We start from the raw sequence: 24143 nt of genomic DNA on the forward strand, positions 1-24143 counted from the left end.
ACACGGGGCTACTCACGTGGCCCCCTTTCAGGGGACTCAAGCAATAGCCACCAGAACTCAATCCCACCTTTCCCATACCCTGAAGCCCCCCATATAGCCACATACCCGGTCAACCAGCACAGGGAAATACGAAAACTCCTGTTTTACGTCCGGAGTGAATCTTGCCCGGAACAAGCCGGCCAGCGATGGGAGGTCCTGATTTGCGATAGCTCTTGCCGCTTTCGCTTTATGGGATGGTTGACCCCTGGACCTCGGTCAAATATATTGAGGTTTGTAGCCGTTTGTGAGCGTTTAACCGGAGGATTACTTTTACCGATTCGGAGAGTGAGATGGATATCGACATCAAGCTGTTGCAGTTTGACTGCCAAAACGCCCTGGCGGATGTGGTCGGCAGTCTCAATGGTATCGAGCGTGAAGAGCTGGATGAGTTTGCGAAAAAAAGAGGAAACAAGGCAGCACGTGCCATAATGAACAGGCGTGTGGACCTGAAGCTGGCATTTGCTGACGCCGTGCATGATCACGAGAGCATCGGAGCAGCCAAGTCCCTTGCCAAGCGGCTCGCGGGAAGGTTCGACAACCTCGTGATTATCGGCATCGGCGGCTCCGCTCTGGGCAACACTATGCTCCACTCGGCCCTGCTTGATCCCCTGCACAACTTGAAGACAACCGAGCAGCGAAATGGCAGTCCCAGGTGGTTTGTGCTCGACAACGTCGATCCTGATTGGACATCCGCGCTTCTCGAGACGCTAGACCTGTCAAAGACGCTCTTCGTCGTAACAAGCAAGTCGGGCACGACGCCTGAGGCCATAGCGAACTTCGCCATCGCCTACGGGCGACTTCGCGGCGCGGTCGCTCAATCCGACGTCGCATCACACGTCGTAGCCATCACCGACCCTGAGAATGGCTTCCTGCGGCGGCTGGCCAAAGACGAGGGTTTCAAAACACTCGCCATTCCGCCCAAACTCGGCGGCAGATTCTCCGTGCTATCGCCGGTCGGCCTCTTCCCCGCTGCGCTATGCGGTATCGGCGTTGAATCGCTCTTGATGGGAGCTCGTCGGATGCTGGAAGGCTGCTACGACCGAGGCGTAGTAACCGACAGCCCTGCCTATCTCGCCGCCCTGGTCTATTACCTGGCGGACACGACCAAGGGCAAGCACATCAACGTCCTATTCCCCTATAGCTCGCGGCTGGCTGCGTTCTCGGACTGGTTCGTCCAGCTTTGGGCGGAGAGCCTTGGCAAAGCCGCAAATCGCGATGGCATGACGGTCAATGCCGGTCAGACACCGCTTGGCGCCATCGGCGCCACGGACCAGCACTCGCAGAATCAGCTCTTCATGGAAGGACCCGCCGACAAGATAATAACGTTCGTTGACGTCGAGCGGTTCAAACAGGACTGCACCATCCCTGACGACTTTCAGAATGACCCACAAGTGGGCTACCTTGCCGGCCACTCGCTCGCCAAACTGCTCAGCGCAGAGAAAAAGGGCACTGAACTTGCGCTCAAAGAACGCAAGAGACCAACGTGCTCGATCAAGCTCCCCGTTGTGGATGAGGCCACCGTGGGGCAGCTCATCATGATGTTCGAGATGGCGACCGCCTTCGCCGGCGAGCTCTACAACATCAACGCCTTCGACCAGCCCGGAGTGGAATTGGGCAAGAAGATCGCCAAAGACCGCCTGCGCCGTTAAAGCAAGGCACGGATGATCCTGGGCGGAACATATGTGCCGGTTGGTAATGCGGTTTGCCTACACTTCTCTGGCTGGTGAGGATCAGATCAAACTGGCATCGAGAGCGTTCAGCACCTTCGGTACCGGGCGCGAGTCAGTCTTGGATAATGTGATTGAAACCGGCTCCTCACATCGTGAGATGGGGGAGCTTAATCGTTTTGCTCGGCTTCCTTTTTCTTTGACGGCGAGGCCGTGAAACTCTCTACTAGCACCTCCAGCTCAGGCGCTTTTACGCGAGAGTCGATTCTGACGCGTGCGCCGCCCGAACGCCCAGAGGATCCGGGGGATTCCCGATCTTCATCTCTGGCCTTGGTGGGGTGACCTTTATCATCCTGAACCATACCATTCCTCCTAATCACAACCTGCTGTAAGACAGCGCATAACTGATTACTGCCACAAGCAGCATAACCAAACCAATCAACACCGACAAGTACCCCTTTCGCGCCCATTTGACTTTCTGCTCCAAGGCGGCACGGTTTCGAGCCGTTGCCTCGGCAAGACGGCGGCTCACGGAATACAGACTGTCCACATATGTGTTCTCGCGAAAGTGGTCAATCAACTTCGTAGGGGGCAAAGAGTAAGTCGTCTGGAAGGACAAAGCCTTCCAAAAAAAAGCCACAGCGGCAACCAGAACGAGAACGGACATAAGGCTTATCACCGCCGCTAGCCGGGCGAGACTGGACTGCACGGAGGGTACCGACCACATCCTGTCAGTGGCCCCTAGAGAGAAACCCAACAGCACGATGCCCGCGGCCATAAACGCAGCCATCTTAGTGTAGAGTCGCTGCCAACGCTCAAGCTCAGAATTGAATAATTCGCGCAGAAGCTGGTAGAGGCCTTCGAACTTCTTGACGAAGTGCTCGTCACTCTCATCCTGACCCGGATAGATGAAACCGTCATCAGTCGCCATACTCACTCCCCAGACAAATCACCCATTGCGACCCAGAACGAATAAACACACCCTAACAAGACTAACGCTAAACAGTTCGCTTGTCAAAAATTTGTGCTTCGGGCGGTGGGAAACACTCTTAGACTATACTGCCGCGACTCACCTGCCAGACGGTCTGAAGCCTGTACTTAGGCCTGGAATGATGGCCCTCACTCATACGTGGTGTCGATGTCCACCAGCTCCGTCTTGATGAGCTCGGCGTTGACGAAGGTGTCGTCGTCAAGATAGACGTAGGCGAGCAGGCGGCCCTTGTCGTCGAACTTGAAGCGCTTGGACTCCCTTAAATAGACCTTCTTGCCCAGCGTGAGCCTCTCGAGCAGGGCGGTAACCTCCGCCTCCTTGCCCGCAATCGGCCGGTAGCCGATCAGGTGGACCTTCGTCTCGTCGTCGAGCTCCAGAAGCCACGGACCGAGGATGAGCTTCACCTTGCGGAGCTCCTCTTCGGGCACGTTGCCAGCCCGAACCCGCGAGCCGTAGGTCTTCTTTCGCGGATCGACCTTCCGGGTCATCTGGACCACGTCCTTGAATATGTAGGGCAGCGCCTTGATTCCATTTGTGATGTCAGACCTGCCCGACTTGTCGGACTTATCATCTTGCTCGATGAACTCGAATCTGACGTCACCGCCGAAAGTGGCCACATCCCGGGCGCCGGTCTTCTGCTCGATAAGCGGGCGGTAGTCAGCGTTGATCTCGTAGCCGATCGAGCTGCGGTCCTGATTCTTGGCCGCGAGAGTCGTGGTGCCGCTTCCCAGAAATGGGTCGAGCACCGTATCGCCGACGAAAGTGAACATCCGGATGAGTCGCTTTGGGAGCTCCTCGGGGAACGGCGCGATGTGCTCAAGCTCGGGCGCCCTGCCCCCTTTTGGCCTCATCTCGCGCCCCGACACTGCTGGCGATTCGTCCCCAAACGGCGATGAGCTCTTTAGTGTCGGTGGTGGCTTTTTCTTGCCCGCCGAGCCGCGCGATATTCGCTCGCCGGGGAAGTTCCAGTGCCCGTAGAAGCACTTGTTCCAGTCAGTTAGGCTGAGCTTCGAGGCTTTTCTCGCCTCGTCCGAGACCTCGGGCGGCTCGCCGAGTTTCTTGAAGATGAGTATGAACTCGTAATCCAGCTTGATGATCCCGTTCCGGGGGTAGGGATAAGAGCCCATGATCGAGGCGCCGCCAGTGGTGTTGCAGGTCGTTACTTTTTGCCAGATGATCGCGCCCATGTAGTCTAGCCCCAGCGCCTCGCACATCCTGACGACCTCGGTGCGGATTGGGATGACCTTGTATCTGCCGTAGTATGCGGCACGGGCGAACTGGTCGCCGATGTTGATGCAGAGTCGGCAGCCCTTGTGCAGGACGCGCTCGCACTCCTTCCAGACGAGGTTGAGGTTGTTGATATAGTCCTCGTAGGTGTCATCGAAGCCGATCTGGCCCTTGACGCCGTAGTCCTTCAGCTGCCAGTACGGTGGCGAGGTGATGATAAGGTGGACCGACTCGTCGGCCAGCTCCGTCATCGAGCGGCTATCGCCGAAGACTATCTTGTGCGTCGTTGGCATTGGTTACAATCCCCTGTGTCCGATAGAAGCACCACGATTCTAGCATTCTGTAGATTCCAACCACGGCAGTCAACAGGAGACCCAGATAAGATTTGGGATGTGGAAGCGGGATTTGCTACAATGGCTTTTCTCTTATGATTCATTTTGAAGCCAAAGGACGGGGCGATGCAAGAGGATAATGAGCATATAAATCAGGACGAGCAGGAGTTCAAGCCCTACGTTCCAGCCGAGCGCATAGTGCCTGAGATGACCGTCAGATCAATCGTCTTGGGCGTCGTGCTGGGGATAGTGTTCGGGGCAGCCAACGCGTATCTCGGCCTGAAGGTCGGCATGACCGTCAGCGCCTCGATCCCCGTGGCAGTCATCTCGATGGCGATATTGCGCGGCCTGATGCGAGGCGGGACTGTGCTTGAGAACAACATGGTTCAGACGATCGGCTCGGCCGGCGAATCGCTTGCGGCCGGCGTCATCTTCACCATTCCGGCGATGATTCTGCTCGGTATTGGCGATGTTGGCCTCCTGAAGATCATGGTTCTCGCGCTCTTGGGCGGGTGGCTCGGCGTGCTGTTCATGATCCCACTGAGGCGCTATCTGATCGTCTCTCAGCATAAGAAACTGCCGTATCCCGAGGGGACTGCGTGCGCCGAGGTGCTCGTTGCGGGCGACATGGGCGGCGCAAAGGCCAAGAAGGTCTTCTTTGGCGTGGCGTGGGGCGCCATCTTCAAGTTCCTAATGGACCCTCACGGCCTCGCCATCTGGAAGGAGACGCCGAGCTGGCGGCTCCCCCTCCCGCAGGGCGCACAGGTCAGTGTCGAGACGCTCCCATCGCTCTTGGGCGTCGGGTTCATAATTGGCCCGAAGATATCAGCCTACATGCTCTCCGGAGGCGTTCTGGGCTGGCTCGTCTTCATCCCCCTGTTCTACGCACTGGGCTCACGCATCAACGAGCCGCTCTTCCTCGCGAGCGTGCCCATCAGTCAAATGGAGCCAATAGATGTCTGGCACAACTACATCAGATACATCGGTGCGGGCGCGGTCGCGGTCGGTGGGATAATGAGCCTCATCAGGGCGGTCCCGACCCTCGTCGAGTCCGTGAAGCTGGGACTGAGCAAGGCCTACAAAACACTCGGAATCGCCGAGACCAAGCGGACTGACCGGGACCTCTCGCTCAAGCTCGTCGCAGCCGTCGCGGTAGCGATGGGTATAGCGATCTGGCTTCTTCCGCAGGTTGACATCGGCCTTGTCGGGGGGTTCCTGACGGTCATCTTCAGCTTCTTCTTCGTTACGGTCTCCTCCAGAATCGTGGGCATACTAGGCAGCTCCTCGAATCCCGCATCTGGCATGACGATAGCAACACTCTTGGGAACTTCGGCCATCTTCGTCCTGTTCGGGATCGATGGCACGGCGGGAATGGCCGCGGCTCTCAGCGTGGGCGCGGTCGTCTGCATCTCGATCTGCATAGCTGGGGACACGTCGCAGGACCTAAAGACGGGCTTTTTGGTTGGGGCAACGCCGCGGCTGCAACAGATAGGGGAATTCTTGGGCGTTCTGACGGCTGCACTGTTCGTCGGCGGCACCCTGTTCATCCTGCACGAGGGATACGTCATCGGCTCGGCCGCGCTCCCGGCGCCTCAGGCAACGCTGATGAAAATGGTCGTTCAGGGCGTTTTCCAGGGCAGAATGCCGTGGACATTGATCATGGTTGGGGCATTCACCGCACTGGTCGTCGAGCTCTTCGGCATCTCCTCGCTCCCCTTCGCGGTCGGCCTCTACCTACCGCTCGAACTCACAACGCCAATCATGATGGGCGCCCTTGTCAAGAGCGCAGTGGAGAAGACCAGGAATGCCAAACGGCTCAAGGGGCGGGGAGAGAGCGGGATATTGTTCAGCTCGGGGCTGATAGCAGGTGGTGCCTTGGTTGGCATTGCCTTCGCACTCATCGCATACTCCGGCGTAAAGACGGGCTTTGGCGGAGGCAACTGGATGGGCCCCTGGGCAGATCCTGTCTCAATGGCTCTATTTGTCGGGCTGGCCGTAGTCCTCTACAAAGCCGCCCGATCAAGTTGAGCAGAAAAGCCCACACAAGCGACGGAGCCGCTACGTCTTGTCGTCATCTTTGCCGAGCGGCCGAACTTTGATCGAGCTTCCGGGCTTGGCAACGTCCGAGAACCAATCGGGCACGCTTGAGCCGTCCGCGTCCTGCTGCCTTGCGGCATCTGTCAACGCCATATAGAACTGCCGAGACATATCGGAGAGCTGGCCCAGAGCCCGACCTATACCCCGCGCAACCCCGGGCAGCCTCTTCGGCCCAACGAACAGCAGCGCTATCACAAAGACTAGCAGAAGCTCCGTCAACCCAATGCCAAACAAGATCTTTCTCCTCTCGATGGTCGGAAACATGCCACCGGGTTGGGCTAAATGCAAGCCAGAAGTCCGCCCCCCAGAAAACGCTTTTTTACAGCGGCCTCTTGTTCCGAAGCGCGGAGCAGTGCGCTATTCCTTGAGGCGCGATATTTTCTTCTTCACCTGGTCAGTGAGGCTGTCCAGGAATGAGTGGGCTTGGTCTGATTCCATCGTTGAGAGCTTGTCTGCCAGCACGTCTGAGAAACCTTCCTGATTCTCTTTAGGGTTCGTGCCCTCCGGAGTGACCGCAGCCTGTGCTTCCAGGGGCAGCGCCGCCCCTATGTCAGCCAGCAGCGCAACCGAATCTGCGCCTACCCCGACGATCAGTGTTCTTCCGAGCACCTCAACCACGGCGATGTATTTCCTATCTACGATGTGCGTAACGCACAGGACAGTTGCCATCTTGCCAGCCCCAAACCGTCGTCCCTTCAGAAACTTTCCCATGAAAAACCCCAGTAGGATGATCAGCCCGATAATTACGATAAGGACTATGAACATGCGGACCGACATCTCAGTGAAGGATGGGGCCTCCTTCGGGGGCGAGGGCGAGGGCGAGGGGGATGCTAGCTCATCCAGCGCATTGCCGAGGTATTCTCCCTGAGCCCACAAAGGGACGGGGAGAACCGAGGCCAAAAGCACGCCCGCAATGAGAATGAAACCTAAGTATGCCTTTCCCCGCATCGATGCTCCCCAGCAGAAAGTCGGGATAGAAATATCCTACCCCTCGAAAGGATCAACTATCTCCGCAATACGCAGACCGTAGGTGTCCTCAATGACCGATACTTCCACTTTCCCAAACGGCGCTCCGTTTATATTGAGGTCAAAGCTCTCGTCGACCGGCCTGTTGATCTCCAAAACACTGCCAACACTCAATTCTAACAGTTCCCTCACAGTAATGGTTGTCCGGCCCATTACGACCGAAACTGTAACAGGGACATCCGAGAGGAAACCCATTGAGGTCTGCGCAGCCTTGTCCGGTTTTCTGCCTATGGGTTCTGAAACGGACACAGTCTCAGATGAGTGCAGAATCTTAGCCATTATTCCGCCTCCGCTTCTGGCTCAACCGGCGCCTCGAAGCAGCCCAAACGCGGTGCGAAGGACGTGCTGCCAGCGGGGTCTCCAGGGCAATCGGCTCGACCACAACGGTGCTCGGTTCGGAGCTCGAAACCTCTCATAGAATCTGAAATTCGGTGAAGTAGACAGATATAACAACATTAACAAGACCAGGCAACTCGTTCAGTGCTTTGTTGATGTCGTCCTTGAGCTTCATCTTCCCATGTTTGGTTGACAAGGACTTGGCGCTTTTGGAGGACAATATCGTCAGTATGGCATCTCTTATCTGCGGCTCTTTGCTCTTTAGAAGCGGCTCCTGCTCTGCAATGCCGTAGCCCAGCGCTAACGTGATCTTGAGATATGACCCGCTGTCCGCTAGATTGACAATGAACGATTTCAGTTCGTAGGTGCTAACCACCGTGGAAGCCGCTGGTGTCAAAGGCGCCCCGGACTCTTGCGGCTTGCTGGGCACCGTCTTCGAGGCGCCGCCAGTGTCGCTCGATTCCACACCATAGAGAAAATACAGAACACCTGCGGCAACACCACCAAACACGACAACGGCGATCATAAGAAGGATAAGTATCTTGACAATCGAGACTTTCTTCTTCGTCTCGCCTCCGCCCTGCTGCGACCCTACGCCTTGCGCCTGTCCGTTACTTTCCGCCACGATAATCAGTCTCCATAGCTATTTGACAAGTTACAGGTCGAAGATACCAGAAAGTTTATCTCGACACAAATAAACTTCTCAATCCCTATCGCCTGCATTACTAAGATAAGATTCCATCAGCGCATACCAGAACGATTCGGCGTCAGGCGGGTCAACAACGAAGATGTCAACTCGCCGATTGGCCCTTCTGTCCCTGTCATTTCGCTCCTTGGGACGTACCGGATTGTACTCACCAAAAGCGCCGACACAAGCGCCTCGCGGTGTGAAGGTTTTTTCTTCTAAAATGGTCTTCAGGACGCTGGTCGCCCTGTATGCTGAGAGGTCCAGGTTCGAGTTGAATCTCTGACCAACGACTGCTGTGCTGTCGGTGTTGCCCTCTACCCTCACTGTCTTGGCAAGCCTTGTTGCGATGCCCGCTATCTTGTGAAGCAAGGGCCGCGCCGCCGGCTTGACCGCTACGGAGGCTGTATCAAACAGGACGTCCGCCGCAAGGGAGACCTTTATCCTTCGCCCTGCCCGAGTGACTTGAGCATCGTCATCGAGGTCCTCAGCCGAAATGAATCTCTTGATCTCGTCAACTGCGGCTCGTATCTCGTCCGGCCGTATCACCAGACCGGGGTTCTCCGGCGCACCGGCCGAGCCGCCGCCTATGCCCAAAGTCCCGAGATTGAGAGCAGCAAACTCATCCTTAAGCGCCTTCATCGCCTGGTGCAGCTTCTCGCTGTCTGTTGATGACATTGAGAACAGGAGCACGAAAAACGTCAGAAGCAACGTCATCATGTCTGAGAACGTCAGCATCCAACGCTGGTCAACGCCTCCGCCCTCAGCCGCCCGTTTCTTCCTCGCCATCTCTCTCCTCTGAGTCTTTCAGCAAGCCCTGCACATCCCCTATATCTATCAGCATTGTTACCCTGCGATTGAACTTCTGCTTGTCGCCATCTTCGCTGGTGAGCGGATTGAATTGCCCATAGCCGTAGCTGGACAATTTGCCCGGGTCGATGCCGAAGTCTATCAAGAACCTCGTAACCGACAAGGCCCTTTCAATGGAGAGCTCCCAGCCCGAAGCGAACTGCGATGCCTTGATGTCCGACTCATCGCAGTGGCCCTCAACAATTGCACGGCTCTGAGACTCCTCGAGAAGGTCAGCCACCTTGGTCAAGAACTCTCTGCTGCCCTTGTTCAACTTCGCGGACCCGAGATCGAACAGCACTCGTTCAGCCGTGTCAATTCGTATGCCCTTAGAACTGTACTGCACACGGACCCCCTTGCGCGCCTGGCAGAATCTTGTGAACGCGCGAACCTTTTGCGCCCTCGATCTCGTCCTTGGGGTCTTCGACACATCCTTGGGGCTGCGAATTGAGGAAGCCCCGCCGCTCATGGGAAACAGCCCCAGCGAGCCGGAAACCCCAAATGTCCCTTGCAGCGATCCGATCGCCTTCTTGGACCTCTTCGTGTCAAATGACGAATATGCCACGAGCAGAATGAAGAAGGCGCACATTAGGATCATCAACGAGGTGAAAAGCGGCACCCAACCGGGAAGCTCTTGCGATTCCTCTTCGGCCATCTTGGCTCCTATGCCTTTAGGGCATGACCCCTCTCAGTTCGATTGCGCCCAGCATCATGTCCGCCCGATGCAGAGCCTTATTTTCTCCCGTGCGTCAGCCTACTCGAAAGAGGTCTCGCGCTCTTTCGGCGGCAGGAACGTATTCAGCTTCTGCTCCACCAGCCGCGGATTGTCGCCGCTTTGGATCGACATGATGCCGGAGACTATCATCTCCTTCCGCAGCCTTTCCTCTTGAGACCTCTTCTTGAGCTTGCTGCTCAGAGGCACGAAGACCAGGTTCGCAAACAAGGCCCCGTAAAAGGTCGTTATCAACGCAACCGCCATTGCCGGGCCGATGCTGCTCGGGTCATCCATTGACTGCAACATGAGAATAAGCCCGATCAGAGTGCCAACCATGCCGAACGCAGGCGCATAGCCGCCCATCGCCTCAAGTATCGAGGCACCGAGCTTGTGGCGGTCGGACAAGTAGTCCATCTCCGTCTCGAGTATCTCCTTTACGAGTTCCGCTTGAGTTCCGTCAACCGCTAGACCTATCCCCTTCTTCAAGTATTCGTCGTTTATCTCTTTTGATGCGCCCTCCAGCGAGAGCATTCCATCCCTTCTCGCCTTCTGTGAGAACGAGACCAGCTCCTTAACAAGGTCGTTGGGGGGCTTAACCCGAACGAAAAGGGCCTGCTGGACAACTCCTGTCAGACTCATCATATCCTTCAGTGGAAAACTGATAAACGCCGCACCCACCGTGCCACCGGCCACGATCAAGAAAGATGGTATATCGACAAAAGCTGTGATTGAGCCGCCAATCCCGAACAGGATGAGGCCGGCGCCAACCAATAGCCCCAAAATAGTCGCTATGTCCATAACCCCTGTCTGTTCCTGCCTTTCAGACTTACTTGACATCCAAGCACATAAAAAGGAACTTTCAACATGCGCTCCTATATATCGTAACGGGTTGAGGTTTTCTTAACCGCACACGTTCGCAACCGACTGAACGCCTCAGCTGTTATTTAAGCGGGGAGCCAGGTTCGGACTGCTTGATATAGTCATATTGTTTGTAGATGGAGATAAGATGTCTGTTGTCCTGAAAGAGTTTCAGGTCTCCACTAAGGGGTTCACGGACGTCATAGATATCACCGACCATGTCAGAAGGGCTGTCTCTGAGGACAACATGCAAGATGGGATTGTAACGGTCTCAGTCGCTGGCTCTACCGCGGCTGTGAGCACTATCGAATTCGAGTCGGGCGCCGTTCAAGACCTCAGGGACGCGATTGAACGCATGGCGCCTTCTGATATACCATACGAGCACGATTTGAGATGGCATGATGGCAACGGCTTTGCACACGTCAGGGCGGCCATGATCGGCAGCTCGCTCTCGGTGCCGCTTCACTCCGGCGGCCTTGTCCTGGGCACCTGGCAGCAGATAGTTCTTCTGGATTTCGACAACAGGCCACGCAGCCGGAGAGTCTTCGTTCAGATCACGGGCGAGTGAGCTCCCGTCGCCGCTGCCATGCCCGCAACTCCGCTAGAAAGATAGGAAACTGCCTCATGGCGGAGGCAGTTTGCGGCGCGGCTTGTTCCTACGTCGGTTGTTTAATATCTTGAAATCTGTTTATGTTCAATAAGTGCCAATACGATGCCTAATCGGGTTGGCTGCTTCAGAGGTGTAACTCAGAATAATGGGCGACAAGAACGGGCTCAAGCGTAAGGAAGGGCCTCCCGAGGACATCCTCGGCACATACCTTGATGAGATCTCGAGAACACCCCTTCTCACAAGGGAAGAGGAGATCGAACTGGGCCGACGCGCAAGAAAGGGAGACAAGAGCGCCATCGAGCAGCTGGTCGAGGCAAACCTGCGCTTTGTGGTCTCAATAGCCAAGAAATACGCCAGTAGCCGAGTCCCGCTGCCTGACTTGATCAACGAGGGCAACATAGGCCTCATCGAGGCGGCCAAGAGGTTCGATCCCAACAAGGCTAATCGCTTCGTCACCTATGCCAAATGGTGGATCCAGCAGGCCATCAGGTCAGCGCTGGCGGCGCAGGCCGGCGTCGTGCGCTTGCCCGTCAAGCAAACGATCAGACTGCGGGCGATTAAGAGGGCCTACGAATGCCTGCGGGACAAGCTGGATAGAGCTCCCGATGCACGCGAGGTGGCCGAATATGTTGGACTTTCTGAGGCGGAGGTCGAGACCCTTATGAGAGCGGCGGCTGACGCTATTTCCATCGAATCATCAAAGGAGCAAGGGACGGACATCCTCGAGGCGAATCTCGACGACGCCGAGACATACGGTGAGAGCGAGATTGAGCGGGCGCTAATACTCCAAAGCTACACGGACCGACTTCGAGAGCTCATTGAGCAGCTGAACGAACAAGAGAAGAAGGTAATCACGCTCAGGTTCGGCCTCAAGGACGGCGTCAAGAGAAGCCTCGAGAGCATCGGCCAGGAGATGGGACTGAGTCGAGAACGGATCAGGCAGATCGAGGCAGCGGCCCTGCGCAACATGCGGTTCTACGCGAAGGAAAGGCACCTCGCAGTCGTCCTCAACTGAGCCTTCAACTGCATCCTGCGTCAATGCGTAATCAGAGAGCCGCCTGACCACGCCACCAGTGTGATATACTCCTCAACCATGAAACGAATATGCGTGGTAACTTCTACTGTGCCTTTCGTCAGGGGCGGCAATGAGCTGCTCGCAGAGACATTGGTTCGAGAGCTTGTGCGATTCGGCCACCAGGCGCAGCTTTTGACCGTCCCGCAGAATCGGTTTGGGCGTCAGTTTTCCGCATATCTTGCTGCCTATCTGACTGATGTGCGCTTCGAGGGATGCCCAGAGCGCGTGGACCAGGTGATCTCGCTGAAGTTCCCCAGCTTCGCGATTCGCCACCCTGTCCACGTCTGCTGGTTCAATCATCGGATGCGCGAATACTATGATCTGTGGGAGAAGTTCTCGGCCAGCTTAGTCTCCCAAAAGCAATTTCTTAAGGAGAGAATGCGCCGGGGACTACTACATAAGATCGACACCTTCCTGCTCAAGAAAAACGTCACGAAGCTCTACGCTCAGTCCAAGAATATCCAGCAAAGGCTCCTGCAATTCGGGAACATCCCATCAGAGGTCCTCTATCCGCCCGCATCGGACTTGCTCCGGTGCAGCAAGCACACGTTCGGCACATTTATACTCTCGCCAGCCAGGCTTGTTGAACTCAAGCGGCACGACCTACTCATACGTGCTCTTGCCGACTTGAAAAAGCCGGGCGTTGACGCCATTATCGCTGGACAAGGGCCGCAAGAAAATGAACTCAAGCGATTGGCGGAGCAGATGGGACTTGGCAGCAGGGTCAAGTTTGTGGGCGAGATGAGCTATGACGATCTCAGCCGTTATTACTCCGAATGCCGCGCAGTTTTCTACGGCCCGTTCAACGAGGATTATGGGCTCGTGACGCTGGAGGCAGGCAAATGCCATAAGCCCGTGATAACCTGCACGGATAGCGGTGGCCCGAAAGAGCTAGTAAGGGATGGCGAGACCGGTTTTGTCTGCCAGCCCAACGGACACGCGATCGCGGACGCAATAGACAGGCTCGCGTCGGACCTGAGCCTGGCGCGATCGCTCGGCGAGAGGGCATACGAGGCGTCATTGGAGCACAGTTGGGAGAACACGATCGAACAACTGGTTATAGTATAGATGCGTGCTGCCGCGAAATTGATTTCGGTAGGTAGCCAGAACATGGTGTTCTGTGCATTCAATGAGGCCGATACTGATATATGTCTGACCTTGAATGGCTATGAACGATGGGAGTAAGCCGAGGTCCATGCTGAAACCCACACGCGCCGTCCTGGCGGCTCTTATCATCACGAGCATTCTCGGCCTATGGTGCAATACCGGTGTCGCATTCGCTCAGGCGCCCGTTGCTCCACCCAAGGCGCCGGCCCCTCCTGCAGCGCCCGCTCCGTCCGTAACCCTGACGCTCGGCGATACCAGCTCGCCGGACACCATCGCGCTCACGCTAAAGCTTATGCTACTGCTGACCGTGCTGACCCTCGCTCCGGCGATACTCGTGCTGCTGACCAGTTTCACCAGAATAATCATCGTCTTCCACTTCCTGCGGCAGGCTATCGGGACTCAATCGACCCCTCCGAACACGATCCTCGTCGGGCTCGCCCTCTTCCTGACCTACTTCATCATGAGTCCCGTCATCAATCAGGTCTATTCCGACGCATTCCTGCCCCTTATGAACAATGACATAGGCTACCAGGAGGCTTTCAACGCTGGTATGTCGCCGATCAGGCAATTCATGCTCAAGCAGACAAAGGAAAAAGACATCGCGCTGTTCGTGCACTTGGCGAAGGAGAAACGGCCAGCCAAGCCGGATGATGTCTCCAACAAGGTTCTCGTGCCAGCCTTCGTGCTGAGTGAATTGAAGACCGCATTTCAAATAGGGTTTCTTATCTTTGTGCCATTTCTCATTATCGACATGGTCGTCGCAGCCGTCCTGCTCTCAATGGGGATGATGATGCTGCCGCCTGTCATGGTCTCCCTGCCCTTCAAAATACTGCTATTCGTGATGGTTGACGGCTGGTATCTCATCGTCGGCTCGCTCGCCCGGTCATTCCACTGACGGCCTTTCTTTGGCCTGCTCGACAAGCCAATCATAGAGACCCCGACACGACGCCGAATTCGGCGACTGTCTGATCGCCCTGCCTGCCTCGTCAATGACGAGCTTCCGCGTCCGTGCATCGCCCAGGTAGCCAGCGAGATAGGCCGGATTGGCGACCGTAGGATCGATGAACCTATACTCGAACTGCCTGCGCACGGCTCGGAACTTATCGCTGCCATCAACGTAAACTGCGCAGATGTCATCCCAAAAGACGAGATGCCAGCCGTTATGACGCTTCCACCAGTCCAACAACCTCTCTGCTTTCGCCAAACGCGGCGGCCTGGCGGCCGATCTGACCGACCGGGCTGAAAACTGCCGGCGCCTCGAATCGAACTTATAGTCCAAGACGGCGTAGTCTATCTGGTATTCGTCTGCTATCTGTTCGAATGGCTCTTTGGCGAACTTCTCCCACAGCGCTTTGTGCACCATGTTTCTACCGTCGATGAAGACCTTCCGGCCCGGATAGGTCCTGAAAATGATGTAGCCTCCGAACCTGTGCGAGTTATAGATATTGCCGTATATGTTGTGCTTGACAATGAAGTTGACGCCGCCAACCGGATATGCGCTGAGATTGACTCCAACGCCCGGCACAAAAGCGGAGGGCTTGGCGAATATCACCACCATGCAAATCGCGGCAGCCCCTACCGCCGCAACTTGGAGGAGAAGGCGTGCCCGAGGTCGCGGCCGGACGTCCCGAGAGAACACCGACCATTGCGAGACTATGTGGCCGACGGCGGGAGTTACGATCAAAAAAAAGATGGGAACGTAGCGCCTCGCCATGATCGCCAGGAAGGATGCGAGCAGCAGGGTAACAGCGTCTCGTAAGCGCCATCTCCCGAAGCCCGCGAGAAAAACCGCCCAGACCAAGGCGAAGAGCGCCCAGAAGAGCTTGAAGCGAACGCCGGGCGGGGTCCACTCCATGACCGATACACCGCCCCCGGCCCCGTGCTCGGCAATGGCAGCTCTTGCGAAATCGAGGATGCGCAGCCCGTAAGGGTTGATGAAGAGAGCGCCGGTTGAGGCGAGTGCGGCGAGAGCGAGCGTCCGCCTGCCGCCGTGGTTGGCTTTTGGCTTTGGTTGTTGGCCAAACTTGGTGGACACGAGGTCTGAGCCGAGCATCAACCAGAGGTAGGCCGGGCCGATGATGGCGCCCGCCTGCATGTTGGCCCAAACGAGCGTCACCGGGGGCAGCAAGAGCAGCCATTTTGGCCTTCCGGTGTAGAAGAGCTCGAGCACAAGTAGGACAGCAGCGACGCCGATAAGATTAACTATGTGAGGTCTCGCAAGGAACCTGAAGCGCGAGGCGCACGCGCCCAGGGCCACGAATGTGGCCGTTACGATCATGGCGCCGGAGCTGAGTCTCGTGCGAATGGCAGCGGCGAGCAGGACAAGCGTGAAGGCGGCGGCGACAATAATCGCCTTCAGGACGACTAGCAGGCCGAGTCCGAGATGGCGCCTAACGAGTTCGGCGACCAGACAGAACAGCCACTCGTGCATCACCCACGGCTTTGCGAACGACGTGTAGGAGAACGGGTCGGACTTGGGCACTGCGCCCGTTTTGAGTATTAGATCGCCCGTCTTGAGAAGGAGCCAGATGTCGTAGTTTACGATGCGGAAGAGTCCCAGCGAGAACACAGCCACAAAAACAAGTGCGATCACCCAGGACTGCCGTCCTGCGCGGGCATTCACGGTTGCCCCCTCGAGAGCCTCAACTGCTCAATGAAGGCCTCAATCCGGAGCCGATTAGGCGCAGAAAGCGGCCCCGGGTAGTTGCCCTCGATCGAGAGAACCGGCACTAGCAGCTTTCTTCTCAGGATCAGGTCCTCGATCTGGCGAAAACAGAACGCCTGCGCGTAGTGGATGATCCCGTCCAGCCGCCTTACACGTATCTGCTCATCGATGTCGGCAATGCGGCCAAAGACGTCGTAGGGGTAGGTGTAACGAGAGTACTGCTCAACTATGCCCTCCACCTCTTGCAGCATCGCAAACTGCCGCTGCACCTCGTTGAACACAACGTTCGCTCCATTCCTCTGGACGAAATCATAGATATCAACGTTGATCGGAGGCACACCCACAAAACCAAGCCTAAGCGCTGACTCGAAGCCGTCCGGCGTCTCGCTACGTGACGCATCCCGCAAGAGACCGTCAAGATAAGCCTCGAACGCGACGGGATCGCCCTGCATGTCGCTCGAGGAGACAAGTGCGATATGGTTCTTGAGCCCAGAGAACTTCCCCTCTCGCCACGTCAGCTCGTCGATGAGTCGCAGCTTCTCGCGAACGGAGGACAGGCGAATGCGCTCCCGCTCGGCCTGCTCCACATCAGTGCCAAGGCGCCGGCAAAAAACGTCTATCTGCTCGGCAAGCAGTCTTCTGTCGCGACCGTAGGGATATGAGAATGGTATGACCTTCACGCCGGCGAGCTGGAGCGTCTCCGCGAGCGCTTGTGTGTTGCTGCAATCGCCTTGGGACACGGCCACTACGGTCTTGATGCCTTCAGACAGAACCGCCCCGTATATACCCTTGACCCAGCCGCACACAGTGACCGGATAGCCGTCCTTCTCAGCCCGCTCTATGAACTTATTGCGGTCGGGGTGGCCGATGAACAGGTTGTTCAGATCGACCGGAGTGTGGCCAGCGGCAAAGATCGCCTCGACGGGCACAGTCGTTGTTATGCCGATCATCACGTAACTAACCCATCCTCAGTCGGAAACAATGCACCTCGGGCGACAGACCTGGGCCAAAAGAATAGGAGCGTGCATAGTAATTCCGCGTTTTAGGCTCCAGATCAACCGTATGCGGCCACTGTCAAAACGCCGAGAAGTGAAATGGCGCAGAATCCAACGAGAGCTCCTCGCCCGTGATGGGATCGATGAGCCGCGCGAATATCTCGTATTCGCCAGGCCCCTCGGTCCCGGCGAACGTGTATTCATAGACAGAGACAACCGCGTCGGCTTCGGGCCCGATCGTGAAGATTGAGCAGGGGTCCAGAACCGACAAATTCTCGCCGTTCGGGCACCTAACCCAGACCTTTGCCTCAACCGAGACTTCCTGCTCGCCAGTGATAACATGGGCGGAGACGACGATCGTCCCGTGCATTTTGAAAGAGTCGTCATTCAGCACAAGCTCTGCTGAGACGTCGGCCACTGACTTGCCCTGCTTGCCCCGGAGATAAAGCAGCGCGTTCGAGCCGTCATCCGTTGTGTCCTCGCCAGAATACACGATATACACATACTCAGAATCGGCGGCCATGGCCGTCATTCTTGAGGCAAGCGACCACTGCCCATACCTTGCGATCGGGATGTTCTCCGAATGCCAGCCCAGACCGTCCCTGAAGGCATATCTGGTCTTGTCCTCCTGCGTATAGGACTGGACATGGGCTATCTGAGCCGTGTATGACCTGCCAGTGCCGATCTGTGCCCATATCCCGCCGTCCTCGACAGGCTCTATGTCCCAACTCTGCCCGCTCTTGGTCCCATAGAATAACTTTGAAGAGAGCGGCGGCGGCCCGTCCAAATAAGCGAGGCGCATGCTGTCCTGATCGTCTATGGTAAGGGAGTCCCAGAGCCCAATCACGCCATAGGCGGGAGACGCAACCAGCTCCGAGTGCCACTCGTCATCGACAAACGAGGCGCACATCAGCTCTCCGTCCCGGTCGAGGTATGCAATGTGCGGCACATAGGAGGAATCGACTACGATTCCGGTGACCTCGTCAGCATCGGCCTGGAAAACGCTGCTTTGCCAATAGCTGCCTGTTCTCCAGAGATATTGGATCGACGCGTTGGCGTAGCTGAAAGCGACATGCACGTTGTCGTCCCCATCGATGAAGATCAGCGGAGCGCCGTGCTGCATTTCAAGAGCCGGGCAGTCAGAAATATCCCAGAACCAGCCATTGAAGACTGCTAATTGGGGTGGCTCAACAGCATAAGTCGAATAGGCGATGACCGGCTCCCGGTCGCTGTTTACGGCGATGTCCGGACGCGTGCCGGAGAGCATCTGCAGCTCATCAACCGTCTCAGTCGTCCAGCTTCCCGAGACGTTTGACGCGTAGGCAATCACAGAAGACCCGAATTCCGGGGCATACAGGTAGGCGACATGTAGGCCGTTATCCCTGTCGATAAGGACAGATGCGTAATAGTCGCCATCTCGCTGGTCAATCACAAAGGGTGTGGACCACTCGGCGCAGAAGCCGGCCGCAGCGGTGAGAACAAGGCCCAAGAAAACTAGACAGGTTGCCGCAAAATAGGGTGCTTTTCTGGCGTTCATTTAAGTTCCTCCACGGAATCTACGAAATAAGTATTGATGAATTACTGAGGGTACATCGGGTTTGGATGTTATGCGAAACCAGAGCTCATGACAAGAAGCCGTATGTGCACCGGCGCCTCGGCGGCCAGGAGTTATTCAAACATTGCCGCGATGGACCGTCGTCGGCCCGGCTATATTGCGATCCTTGTCCTGACAGTGCAATGAGGAGACAGAGATGAGAAGGATTCTTGCGTTTTGTTGGGCAGTGGTCCTTGCGTTCGCAGTTCTCTCAACGGGACTGGCATCTGCCAGCACGACCTATTACGTCAACAGCACGATCGGCGATGACACAAACGACGGCTCGCGCAGCGCTCCGTGGAAGACTATCTCCCACTCTCTCGCCAACATAGGTGGGGCGGACCCGAGCCGGCCTGCGAGGCTTTCGATAGCCTCCGGCAACTACTCATCGTCAGCGAACGGCGAGACGTTCCCGCTCGAGGTTAGGAGCTACGTTACGATGGTCGGGATGGGCCCCGAGTCAACGGTGCTCGACGCTGGACTGAGCGCTCCGCACGTCATCTTTGTGCAGAATGCCCAGTCAGTTACGATCGAGCGGATAGCACTGACGCAGGGCGCAGCGACCGGTGATTGGCCGGACGCGTGCGGAGGCGGCATCTGCGCCATCAATTCGGATATTACGGTCCGAAGCTGCAAGATATACAGCAACAGCGCCACCGTGGTCGATAAGCACGGCGCAGGAGCAGGTGTTTACCTCTACGGCGATTGCTCTCCGCTGATCGAGGACTGCCAGTTCGTGCTCAACACAGCGACCGCCGGCGGTGCGGGCATCTGCTGCGAATACTACTGCTCGCCTACGGTCATAAACACCACGTTCGACCGAAACACCGGCGCCGCTATCTACGCCTTTAGGTGGTCTGATGTTAAGGTCAATAACTGCTCGTTCACCGAGAATACTGGCGGGATGATACTGGAGGACTTCTCCACCGCCCACGTTGAGGCGTCGAGCATCTCCAGAAACAGCGCCGACAGCGGAGCCGCCATCAATTGCCTCCACCATTGCCAGATAACGCTTGAGTCTTGCACGCTTTGGTCAAATGTGGCGACCGGAAGCGGCGGGGCTATCTTGTGTGAGCGGGACGGTAGGTGCAACATTACCGACTGCGAGCTCTCTCTGAACACCTCGGGCCAGGACGGCGGTGCGATATGCTGCGTTGGCTCTACCCTTCAACTTCTGGACTCGGACGTAACGGCCAACTCGGCAAGAGGCCAGGGCGGTGGCGTTTTCTGCGGTCAAGATTCCGAGGCGACAATTGACGAGACCAACATAGCTGGAAACGATGCCGCATGGGGCGCCGGGGTGGCGTTCAGCGATAACACCGGCGGCAACATAACATCCTGCAATTTCACCAAGAACAGCGCCTCGTCCGGTGGCGCTGCAGTATTCTGCCAGAACTACTCTTCCCCGAATTTGCTCCATTGCAGAATAATGGATAACGTGGTGGCCGGAGATGCACCGCTTGGCGGAGCGGGTCTCTATTGCGAGTATTGCTGCGACCCTAACCTCAACAACTGCTTGGTCGCGAGAAACGACTCCCAAGTCCCCGGCGCCGGTATCTATTCCAACGAGTATTGCAGCCCCACGTTGACCAACGTTACCGTCTGGGACAACACGGCCGCCTCAAGCGCAACAAGCATCTTTTGCGATAGCTACTCAGAACTCTCACTTCTAAGCTGCATTGTGTGGGGCGGGGAGGACGGGATCGCAACGCTCGGTGAGAGCGAGGTCCAGGCCTCATACTCCTGCGTATTCGGCGGATACTCCGGGCCAGGAACCAACAACATCGATCAGAACCCACGCTTCGCCAGCGCCTCGGATGCACGAGGCGACTACTACCTAAGCGCTGAGGCCGCAAAACAGAAGGAGGATAGCCCCTGTATTAACGCAGGATTCGGCTTCATCGAGAACGCCTCTGGCGGGCTTTCGTTCCGCACCACCCGAACGGACGACGGGTTTGACGCGGACGAAGTTGACATGGGCTATCACTATCTTACGAGCATCGCGGACATCAAATGCTACCTCAACGCCTCGCAATACCGCGTTGGGGACACGTTTGACCTTTCCATTCGTATCGCCAATCCGTCGGATGAGAGCACCACCGCCGACGCTTACATCGCTATCGTAAGCCCGACAGGGCAGATATTCTGCGTCGGTGATACGGCTTTTGGTCCCGGCCTGTTCCCATGGGTCGCGGGCTTTGAGATGCCGGGCGATTATCTCTTCGGGCCGGCGAGCGTTCTTGCGTTTCAGGTTCCGCAAGGATGTCCGGTGGGAACGTATCTGGCCGCGGCCGCGCTTTTCATCCCAGGTAGCATGACACAGATGAGCGAGATGAGCCTGGTTGGCTTTGAGATGCTCGACTGAGGAACGCGGGATTGGTGTTTCAGACCTGGACTATCACTTTGTAGGGGCAGGCCTTGTGTCTGCCCGAATAGATAGATGGGTGGAGACAAGCCCCGCCCCTACACAACCTCAGACCCGACTTATTGGACAGCCTCCACGAACCGCCCTTAAGGTGCCCGATCGGATTAGACCAGAGCGATTCACAAAATCGCCCGATCCTATTGACGCAACCGGATTTACCCAAAGCTGTTTGGCAGGCATCATAAGAAGGGCTGGGCAAGCACCGGGCCCCTACACGACCTGCTGCGCTTGAAGCCCCCGGTTACTTCGGAACCATCGGATAGTGGATGGGCCTGCCCGCTGTGCTGTTGCAGGTTGCTCTTTCCGCCTCGGCGAAATCTGCGATGTTTGTGTCGTTCAGGATATGAGGCGTCAAGAAAATGACCATCTCGGTCTTTCTAGTAGAGCGCTTGGTCATTCTGAACAGCCGACCTATGTATGGTATGTCCCCGATCACTGGGATCTTGTAGGTTAGCTCCTGAGTGTTGTTGAACATCAGCCCGCCGATCACGATCGTCCGGCCATCCCTAGCCCTCGCGTAAAGATCGCCCTCTCTTCGGTTGGTCTGCGGTTGCCCTCCAACAGTCCCAATCACAGTCTCGATGCGAGGCTTAACCGACATGGCCACGTAGCCATCGGAGGATATCTGCGGCGTGATCTCCAGTCGTGTTCCGACCTCGCGCCACGCCACTGTTGGCCTATACTCTGTGTAGGCGATGCCGAGCGGGTTCACGTCCGTAACCTTCACGTATTCTGTGTATGGTATGTTGGTGTATATGTCGAACTTAGACGTCCTCCGGTCCATCGCGACAAGCTTTGGTGAGGATATCATCTCGACATCGCCCTGCTGAGACAAGGCCATCAAAAGCATCTCCACATGATCGTTGCTGAGGCCAGCGGCGATGACCTGCCCCCCTAGATAGCCTGTGAGAAACGTCATCGCTGTGCCACGCAGGTTGGACCAGCCAGATAAATCAACATCTTTGAAGGTCCAGTCGATCCCCATCTCGTGGTCGCTGTCCAGCTGCACCTCAAACAGCTCGACCTCTATCTCAACTTGCGGAGGCTTCACATCGACAGCCCGTATATACTCCTCAACATAGTTCGCTACCGTTGGATCACAGTTTATGAGCGTCAGCGTCCGTGAAGGCATGTCAGTAAGAACCAGGCCACGTCCAGCCAATATATCCTCGACCTGGGACTTGATGTCCAGAATGGGTGCCTGCTTGATCCTGAAAACCTTGATCGGCTCGCCAGGTGTGATGATAAGGAACTTGTTGTCTATGCGCCACGAATAGCCAAAAGACCTAAGAACAATGTCAAATATCTCCTCGAGCGTAACGCTTGAGACGTCCAATGTAATCGTGCCCTGGAGCCGCTGTGGGATGATAACGTTCAGGCCCTTGCCCTTGACCAAAGTCTGGACAACATCCTGCAGCTGTGCGTCCTGAACCTTTATGTCGAACCGCTGCTGAAGCACAGACGGAACCGGCGACTCGGGAGCCTCCGCCAGCGAGAGCGCCTCGGAGACGTCCGCTAGATTAAGGGTCTCCAAGACGGTCATATCCTCAAGCTCTGGTTCATCTGACTCGGTGCTCTCAGTAGCAACCGTTGGCTCCTCAACTACAGCCTCTGCCTCGCTCGTGGCAGGTCCCACCGCAGGGGCACGCATCATCGCACACCCCGAAAGCGACACAAGCATCAAAACAAGAGAAAGAATAGCGATTGAGGTCGCCCCCATTACCCATCCGTTCTTCACATCAGCCTCCCGTATGACAAACATCATCTTCTATTCCGCCCTAAACGAATTCCTCATTCCCGTTACCCATATACTACCCAAAATGCGACGCCCGTCAAAACATTCCCGACCAAGCACTCCCATCTTGAACGCATATCCCACAACCACGTTTACGACTTCGCCGCGGCCTCCTGCTTGGTTTCCGAACCCCATGTGCCTCCGATCGGGAAGTCGTAATCAAGGTTGATCAACAGATTGCGGATGGTTACGACCTCAGGAAGTATCCTGATGATCCTGATCCTCTGAGACACTTCTTCTGCGCCTCTTGGGCCGCCAGTCGGTGTTGAGAACTGGATGTCCTCCCCCTCTGTGACTACCCATTTGATGCCCTCAGATAGCGGCAATCGTTGGATTACTGCCCACGACTGCTTGCCGCTATGCATTATCATAGCCACTCGAACCGGCGGCTCGCCGCGAACATATAAGAGGTTTCTCTGGACTTGCTGCGCGCTCGCCTCAGGCTTCTTGCGCAGAGCGGCATTTATGGTTGTGATCTCTTCAAAATCGCTGAACCCTTCCGGGACCACAAGGTCCGTAACGTAAGGGTTATAGCCCTCCTTCCTCAGCTCCACCAGATACTTGCCAGCCGGAAAACTCACGGGAACCAGCCAGTCGGTCTGCTTTGGCATCAATGTATTATTGATATAAATCTCTGCACCGCCGGGGCGTGACCTTATGAATATCTTGCCCAGTCCCTCATATTTACGCTGAAATGGCGACCTGGAAGTATCCCTGCTCGCGGCCGCAAACTCCCCCATCCATTTGGCCTCAGCCTCGCCTGGTCGAGCTACTGCCGATACCGCCGAGGCGGCCGCCTGGCCAGACACTTCAAGCCCAACGTCCCGCGTGGGCACCTCAACATCCAACTCAGGAGCCGTTTGGACAGCGGTCTTAGCTATATTGGTCTCACTGGGGCCCTTGTGCCGCGATACCCTCTCCACGATAAACGGAATCAACTGCCATGCGAGAACAAGAACGGCCAAAGCGATGACCACACCCATAAACCACTTATTCCTGAGCAAACCCTATTCCTCCCAGATTAAAGGGCGCCATATTTAAGGACCTCAAATAGT

21 protein-coding genes are annotated in these 24143 nt (G+C 56.5%); 7 read left to right on the forward strand and 14 right to left on the reverse strand.

Annotated features, from left to right (window positions below; genetic code table 11):
- Nucleotides 1-329 precede the first annotated feature (329 nt).
- Complete coding sequence (locus VM163_08055) at nucleotides 330-1688, forward strand: glucose-6-phosphate isomerase (GenBank protein ID HUT03826.1); 1359 nt, start codon at nucleotides 330-332, stop codon at nucleotides 1686-1688.
- A 394-nt stretch (nucleotides 1689-2082) separates the two neighbouring features.
- Here VM163_08055 and VM163_08060 read toward each other — a convergent pair whose 3' ends face one another.
- Both VM163_08060 and VM163_08065 read right to left on the reverse strand, forming a co-directional pair.
- Nucleotides 2083-2637 carry a hypothetical protein gene (locus VM163_08060; protein ID HUT03827.1) on the reverse strand — a complete coding sequence of 185 codons (555 nt, stop codon included), beginning with the start codon at nucleotides 2635-2637 and terminating at the stop codon, nucleotides 2083-2085.
- Nucleotides 2638-2825: 188 nt separating this feature from the next.
- Nucleotides 2826-4217 (reverse strand): DNA methyltransferase, encoded by a 1392-nt coding sequence (locus VM163_08065; GenBank protein ID HUT03828.1) that lies wholly within the window; start codon nucleotides 4215-4217, stop codon nucleotides 2826-2828.
- A gap of 165 nt (nucleotides 4218-4382) precedes the next feature.
- Between VM163_08065 and VM163_08070 the strand changes: the two genes are divergently transcribed.
- Nucleotides 4383-6284, forward strand: a complete 1902-nt coding sequence (locus tag VM163_08070; protein ID HUT03829.1) for an oligopeptide transporter, OPT family — start codon at nucleotides 4383-4385, stop codon at nucleotides 6282-6284.
- Between the two features lie 30 nt (nucleotides 6285-6314).
- Here the strand turns inward: VM163_08070 and VM163_08075 are convergent, their stop codons facing one another.
- The 7 genes from VM163_08075 to VM163_08105 form a co-directional block, all read right to left on the reverse strand.
- Entirely contained in the window at nucleotides 6315-6587 is a 273-nt protein-coding gene (locus tag VM163_08075; GenBank protein HUT03830.1) for a twin-arginine translocase TatA/TatE family subunit, read from the reverse strand.
- Nucleotides 6588-6710: 123 nt separating this feature from the next.
- Nucleotides 6711-7301, reverse strand: coding sequence for a flagellar biosynthetic protein FliO (locus tag VM163_08080; GenBank protein ID HUT03831.1), 591 nt, complete (start codon nucleotides 7299-7301; stop codon nucleotides 6711-6713).
- A gap of 36 nt (nucleotides 7302-7337) precedes the next feature.
- The gene (locus tag VM163_08085) at nucleotides 7338-7658 is read right to left on the reverse strand and encodes a FliM/FliN family flagellar motor switch protein (protein ID HUT03832.1); all 321 of its coding nucleotides are present in this window, start codon (nucleotides 7656-7658) and stop codon (nucleotides 7338-7340) included.
- A gap of 133 nt (nucleotides 7659-7791) precedes the next feature.
- Nucleotides 7792-8340 (reverse strand): flagellar basal body-associated FliL family protein, encoded by a 549-nt coding sequence (locus VM163_08090; GenBank protein ID HUT03833.1) that lies wholly within the window; start codon nucleotides 8338-8340, stop codon nucleotides 7792-7794.
- Between the two features lie 78 nt (nucleotides 8341-8418).
- A complete protein-coding gene (locus tag VM163_08095) occupies nucleotides 8419-9189 on the reverse strand; it encodes a flagellar motor protein MotB (protein ID HUT03834.1) in 771 nt (256 codons plus the stop codon).
- Nucleotides 9164-9904 carry an OmpA family protein gene (locus VM163_08100; protein ID HUT03835.1) on the reverse strand — a complete coding sequence of 247 codons (741 nt, stop codon included), beginning with the start codon at nucleotides 9902-9904 and terminating at the stop codon, nucleotides 9164-9166. Before VM163_08100 ends, VM163_08095 begins: the two co-directional genes overlap by 26 nt.
- A gap of 99 nt (nucleotides 9905-10003) precedes the next feature.
- Nucleotides 10004-10762: a motility protein A gene (locus tag VM163_08105; protein ID HUT03836.1), complete on the reverse strand. Its 759-nt coding sequence runs from the start codon at nucleotides 10760-10762 to the stop codon at nucleotides 10004-10006.
- Between the two features lie 208 nt (nucleotides 10763-10970).
- Here VM163_08105 and VM163_08110 point away from each other — a divergent pair, with 208 nt between their 5' ends.
- From VM163_08110 to fliP, 4 genes are all read left to right on the forward strand, one after another.
- Entirely contained in the window at nucleotides 10971-11390 is a 420-nt protein-coding gene (locus VM163_08110; GenBank protein HUT03837.1) for a secondary thiamine-phosphate synthase enzyme YjbQ, read from the forward strand.
- A gap of 187 nt (nucleotides 11391-11577) precedes the next feature.
- A complete protein-coding gene (locus tag VM163_08115) occupies nucleotides 11578-12447 on the forward strand; it encodes a sigma-70 family RNA polymerase sigma factor (GenBank protein HUT03838.1) in 870 nt (289 codons plus the stop codon).
- A gap of 78 nt (nucleotides 12448-12525) precedes the next feature.
- Entirely contained in the window at nucleotides 12526-13575 is a 1050-nt protein-coding gene (locus VM163_08120; protein HUT03839.1) for a glycosyltransferase family 4 protein, read from the forward strand.
- Between the two features lie 127 nt (nucleotides 13576-13702).
- Entirely contained in the window at nucleotides 13703-14509 is an 807-nt protein-coding gene (gene fliP, locus VM163_08125; protein ID HUT03840.1) for a flagellar type III secretion system pore protein FliP, read from the forward strand.
- Here fliP and VM163_08130 read toward each other — a convergent pair.
- From VM163_08130 to VM163_08140, 3 genes are all read right to left on the reverse strand, one after another.
- On the reverse strand, nucleotides 14498-16237 hold the full coding sequence (locus VM163_08130; protein HUT03841.1) for a hypothetical protein: 1740 nt from the start codon (nucleotides 16235-16237) through the stop codon (nucleotides 14498-14500). The two genes, fliP and VM163_08130, sit on opposite strands and share 12 nt — an antisense overlap.
- Nucleotides 16234-17229 carry a 2-hydroxyacyl-CoA dehydratase gene (locus VM163_08135; protein HUT03842.1) on the reverse strand — a complete coding sequence of 332 codons (996 nt, stop codon included), beginning with the start codon at nucleotides 17227-17229 and terminating at the stop codon, nucleotides 16234-16236. The genes VM163_08130 and VM163_08135 overlap by 4 nt, the downstream gene beginning before the upstream one ends.
- 124 nt (nucleotides 17230-17353) lie before the next feature.
- The gene (locus VM163_08140; GenBank protein ID HUT03843.1) at nucleotides 17354-18811 is read right to left on the reverse strand and encodes a hypothetical protein; all 1458 of its coding nucleotides are present in this window, start codon (nucleotides 18809-18811) and stop codon (nucleotides 17354-17356) included.
- 214 nt (nucleotides 18812-19025) lie between these two features.
- Between VM163_08140 and VM163_08145 the strand changes: the two genes are divergently transcribed.
- On the forward strand, nucleotides 19026-21233 hold the full coding sequence (locus VM163_08145; protein HUT03844.1) for a right-handed parallel beta-helix repeat-containing protein: 2208 nt from the start codon (nucleotides 19026-19028) through the stop codon (nucleotides 21231-21233).
- Nucleotides 21234-21534: 301 nt separating this feature from the next.
- On the opposite strand, the gene VM163_08150 is transcribed toward VM163_08145, so the two are convergent.
- Nucleotides 21535-23058, reverse strand: a complete 1524-nt coding sequence (locus tag VM163_08150) for a hypothetical protein (GenBank protein HUT03845.1) — start codon at nucleotides 23056-23058, stop codon at nucleotides 21535-21537.
- Between the two features lie 122 nt (nucleotides 23059-23180).
- Nucleotides 23181-24092, reverse strand: a complete 912-nt coding sequence (locus tag VM163_08155) for a PEGA domain-containing protein (GenBank protein HUT03846.1) — start codon at nucleotides 24090-24092, stop codon at nucleotides 23181-23183.
- Nucleotides 24093-24143 lie beyond the last annotated feature (51 nt).

The organism is bacterium (assembly GCA_035527515.1).
Taxonomy (GTDB): domain Bacteria; phylum B130-G9; class B130-G9; order B130-G9; family B130-G9; genus B130-G9.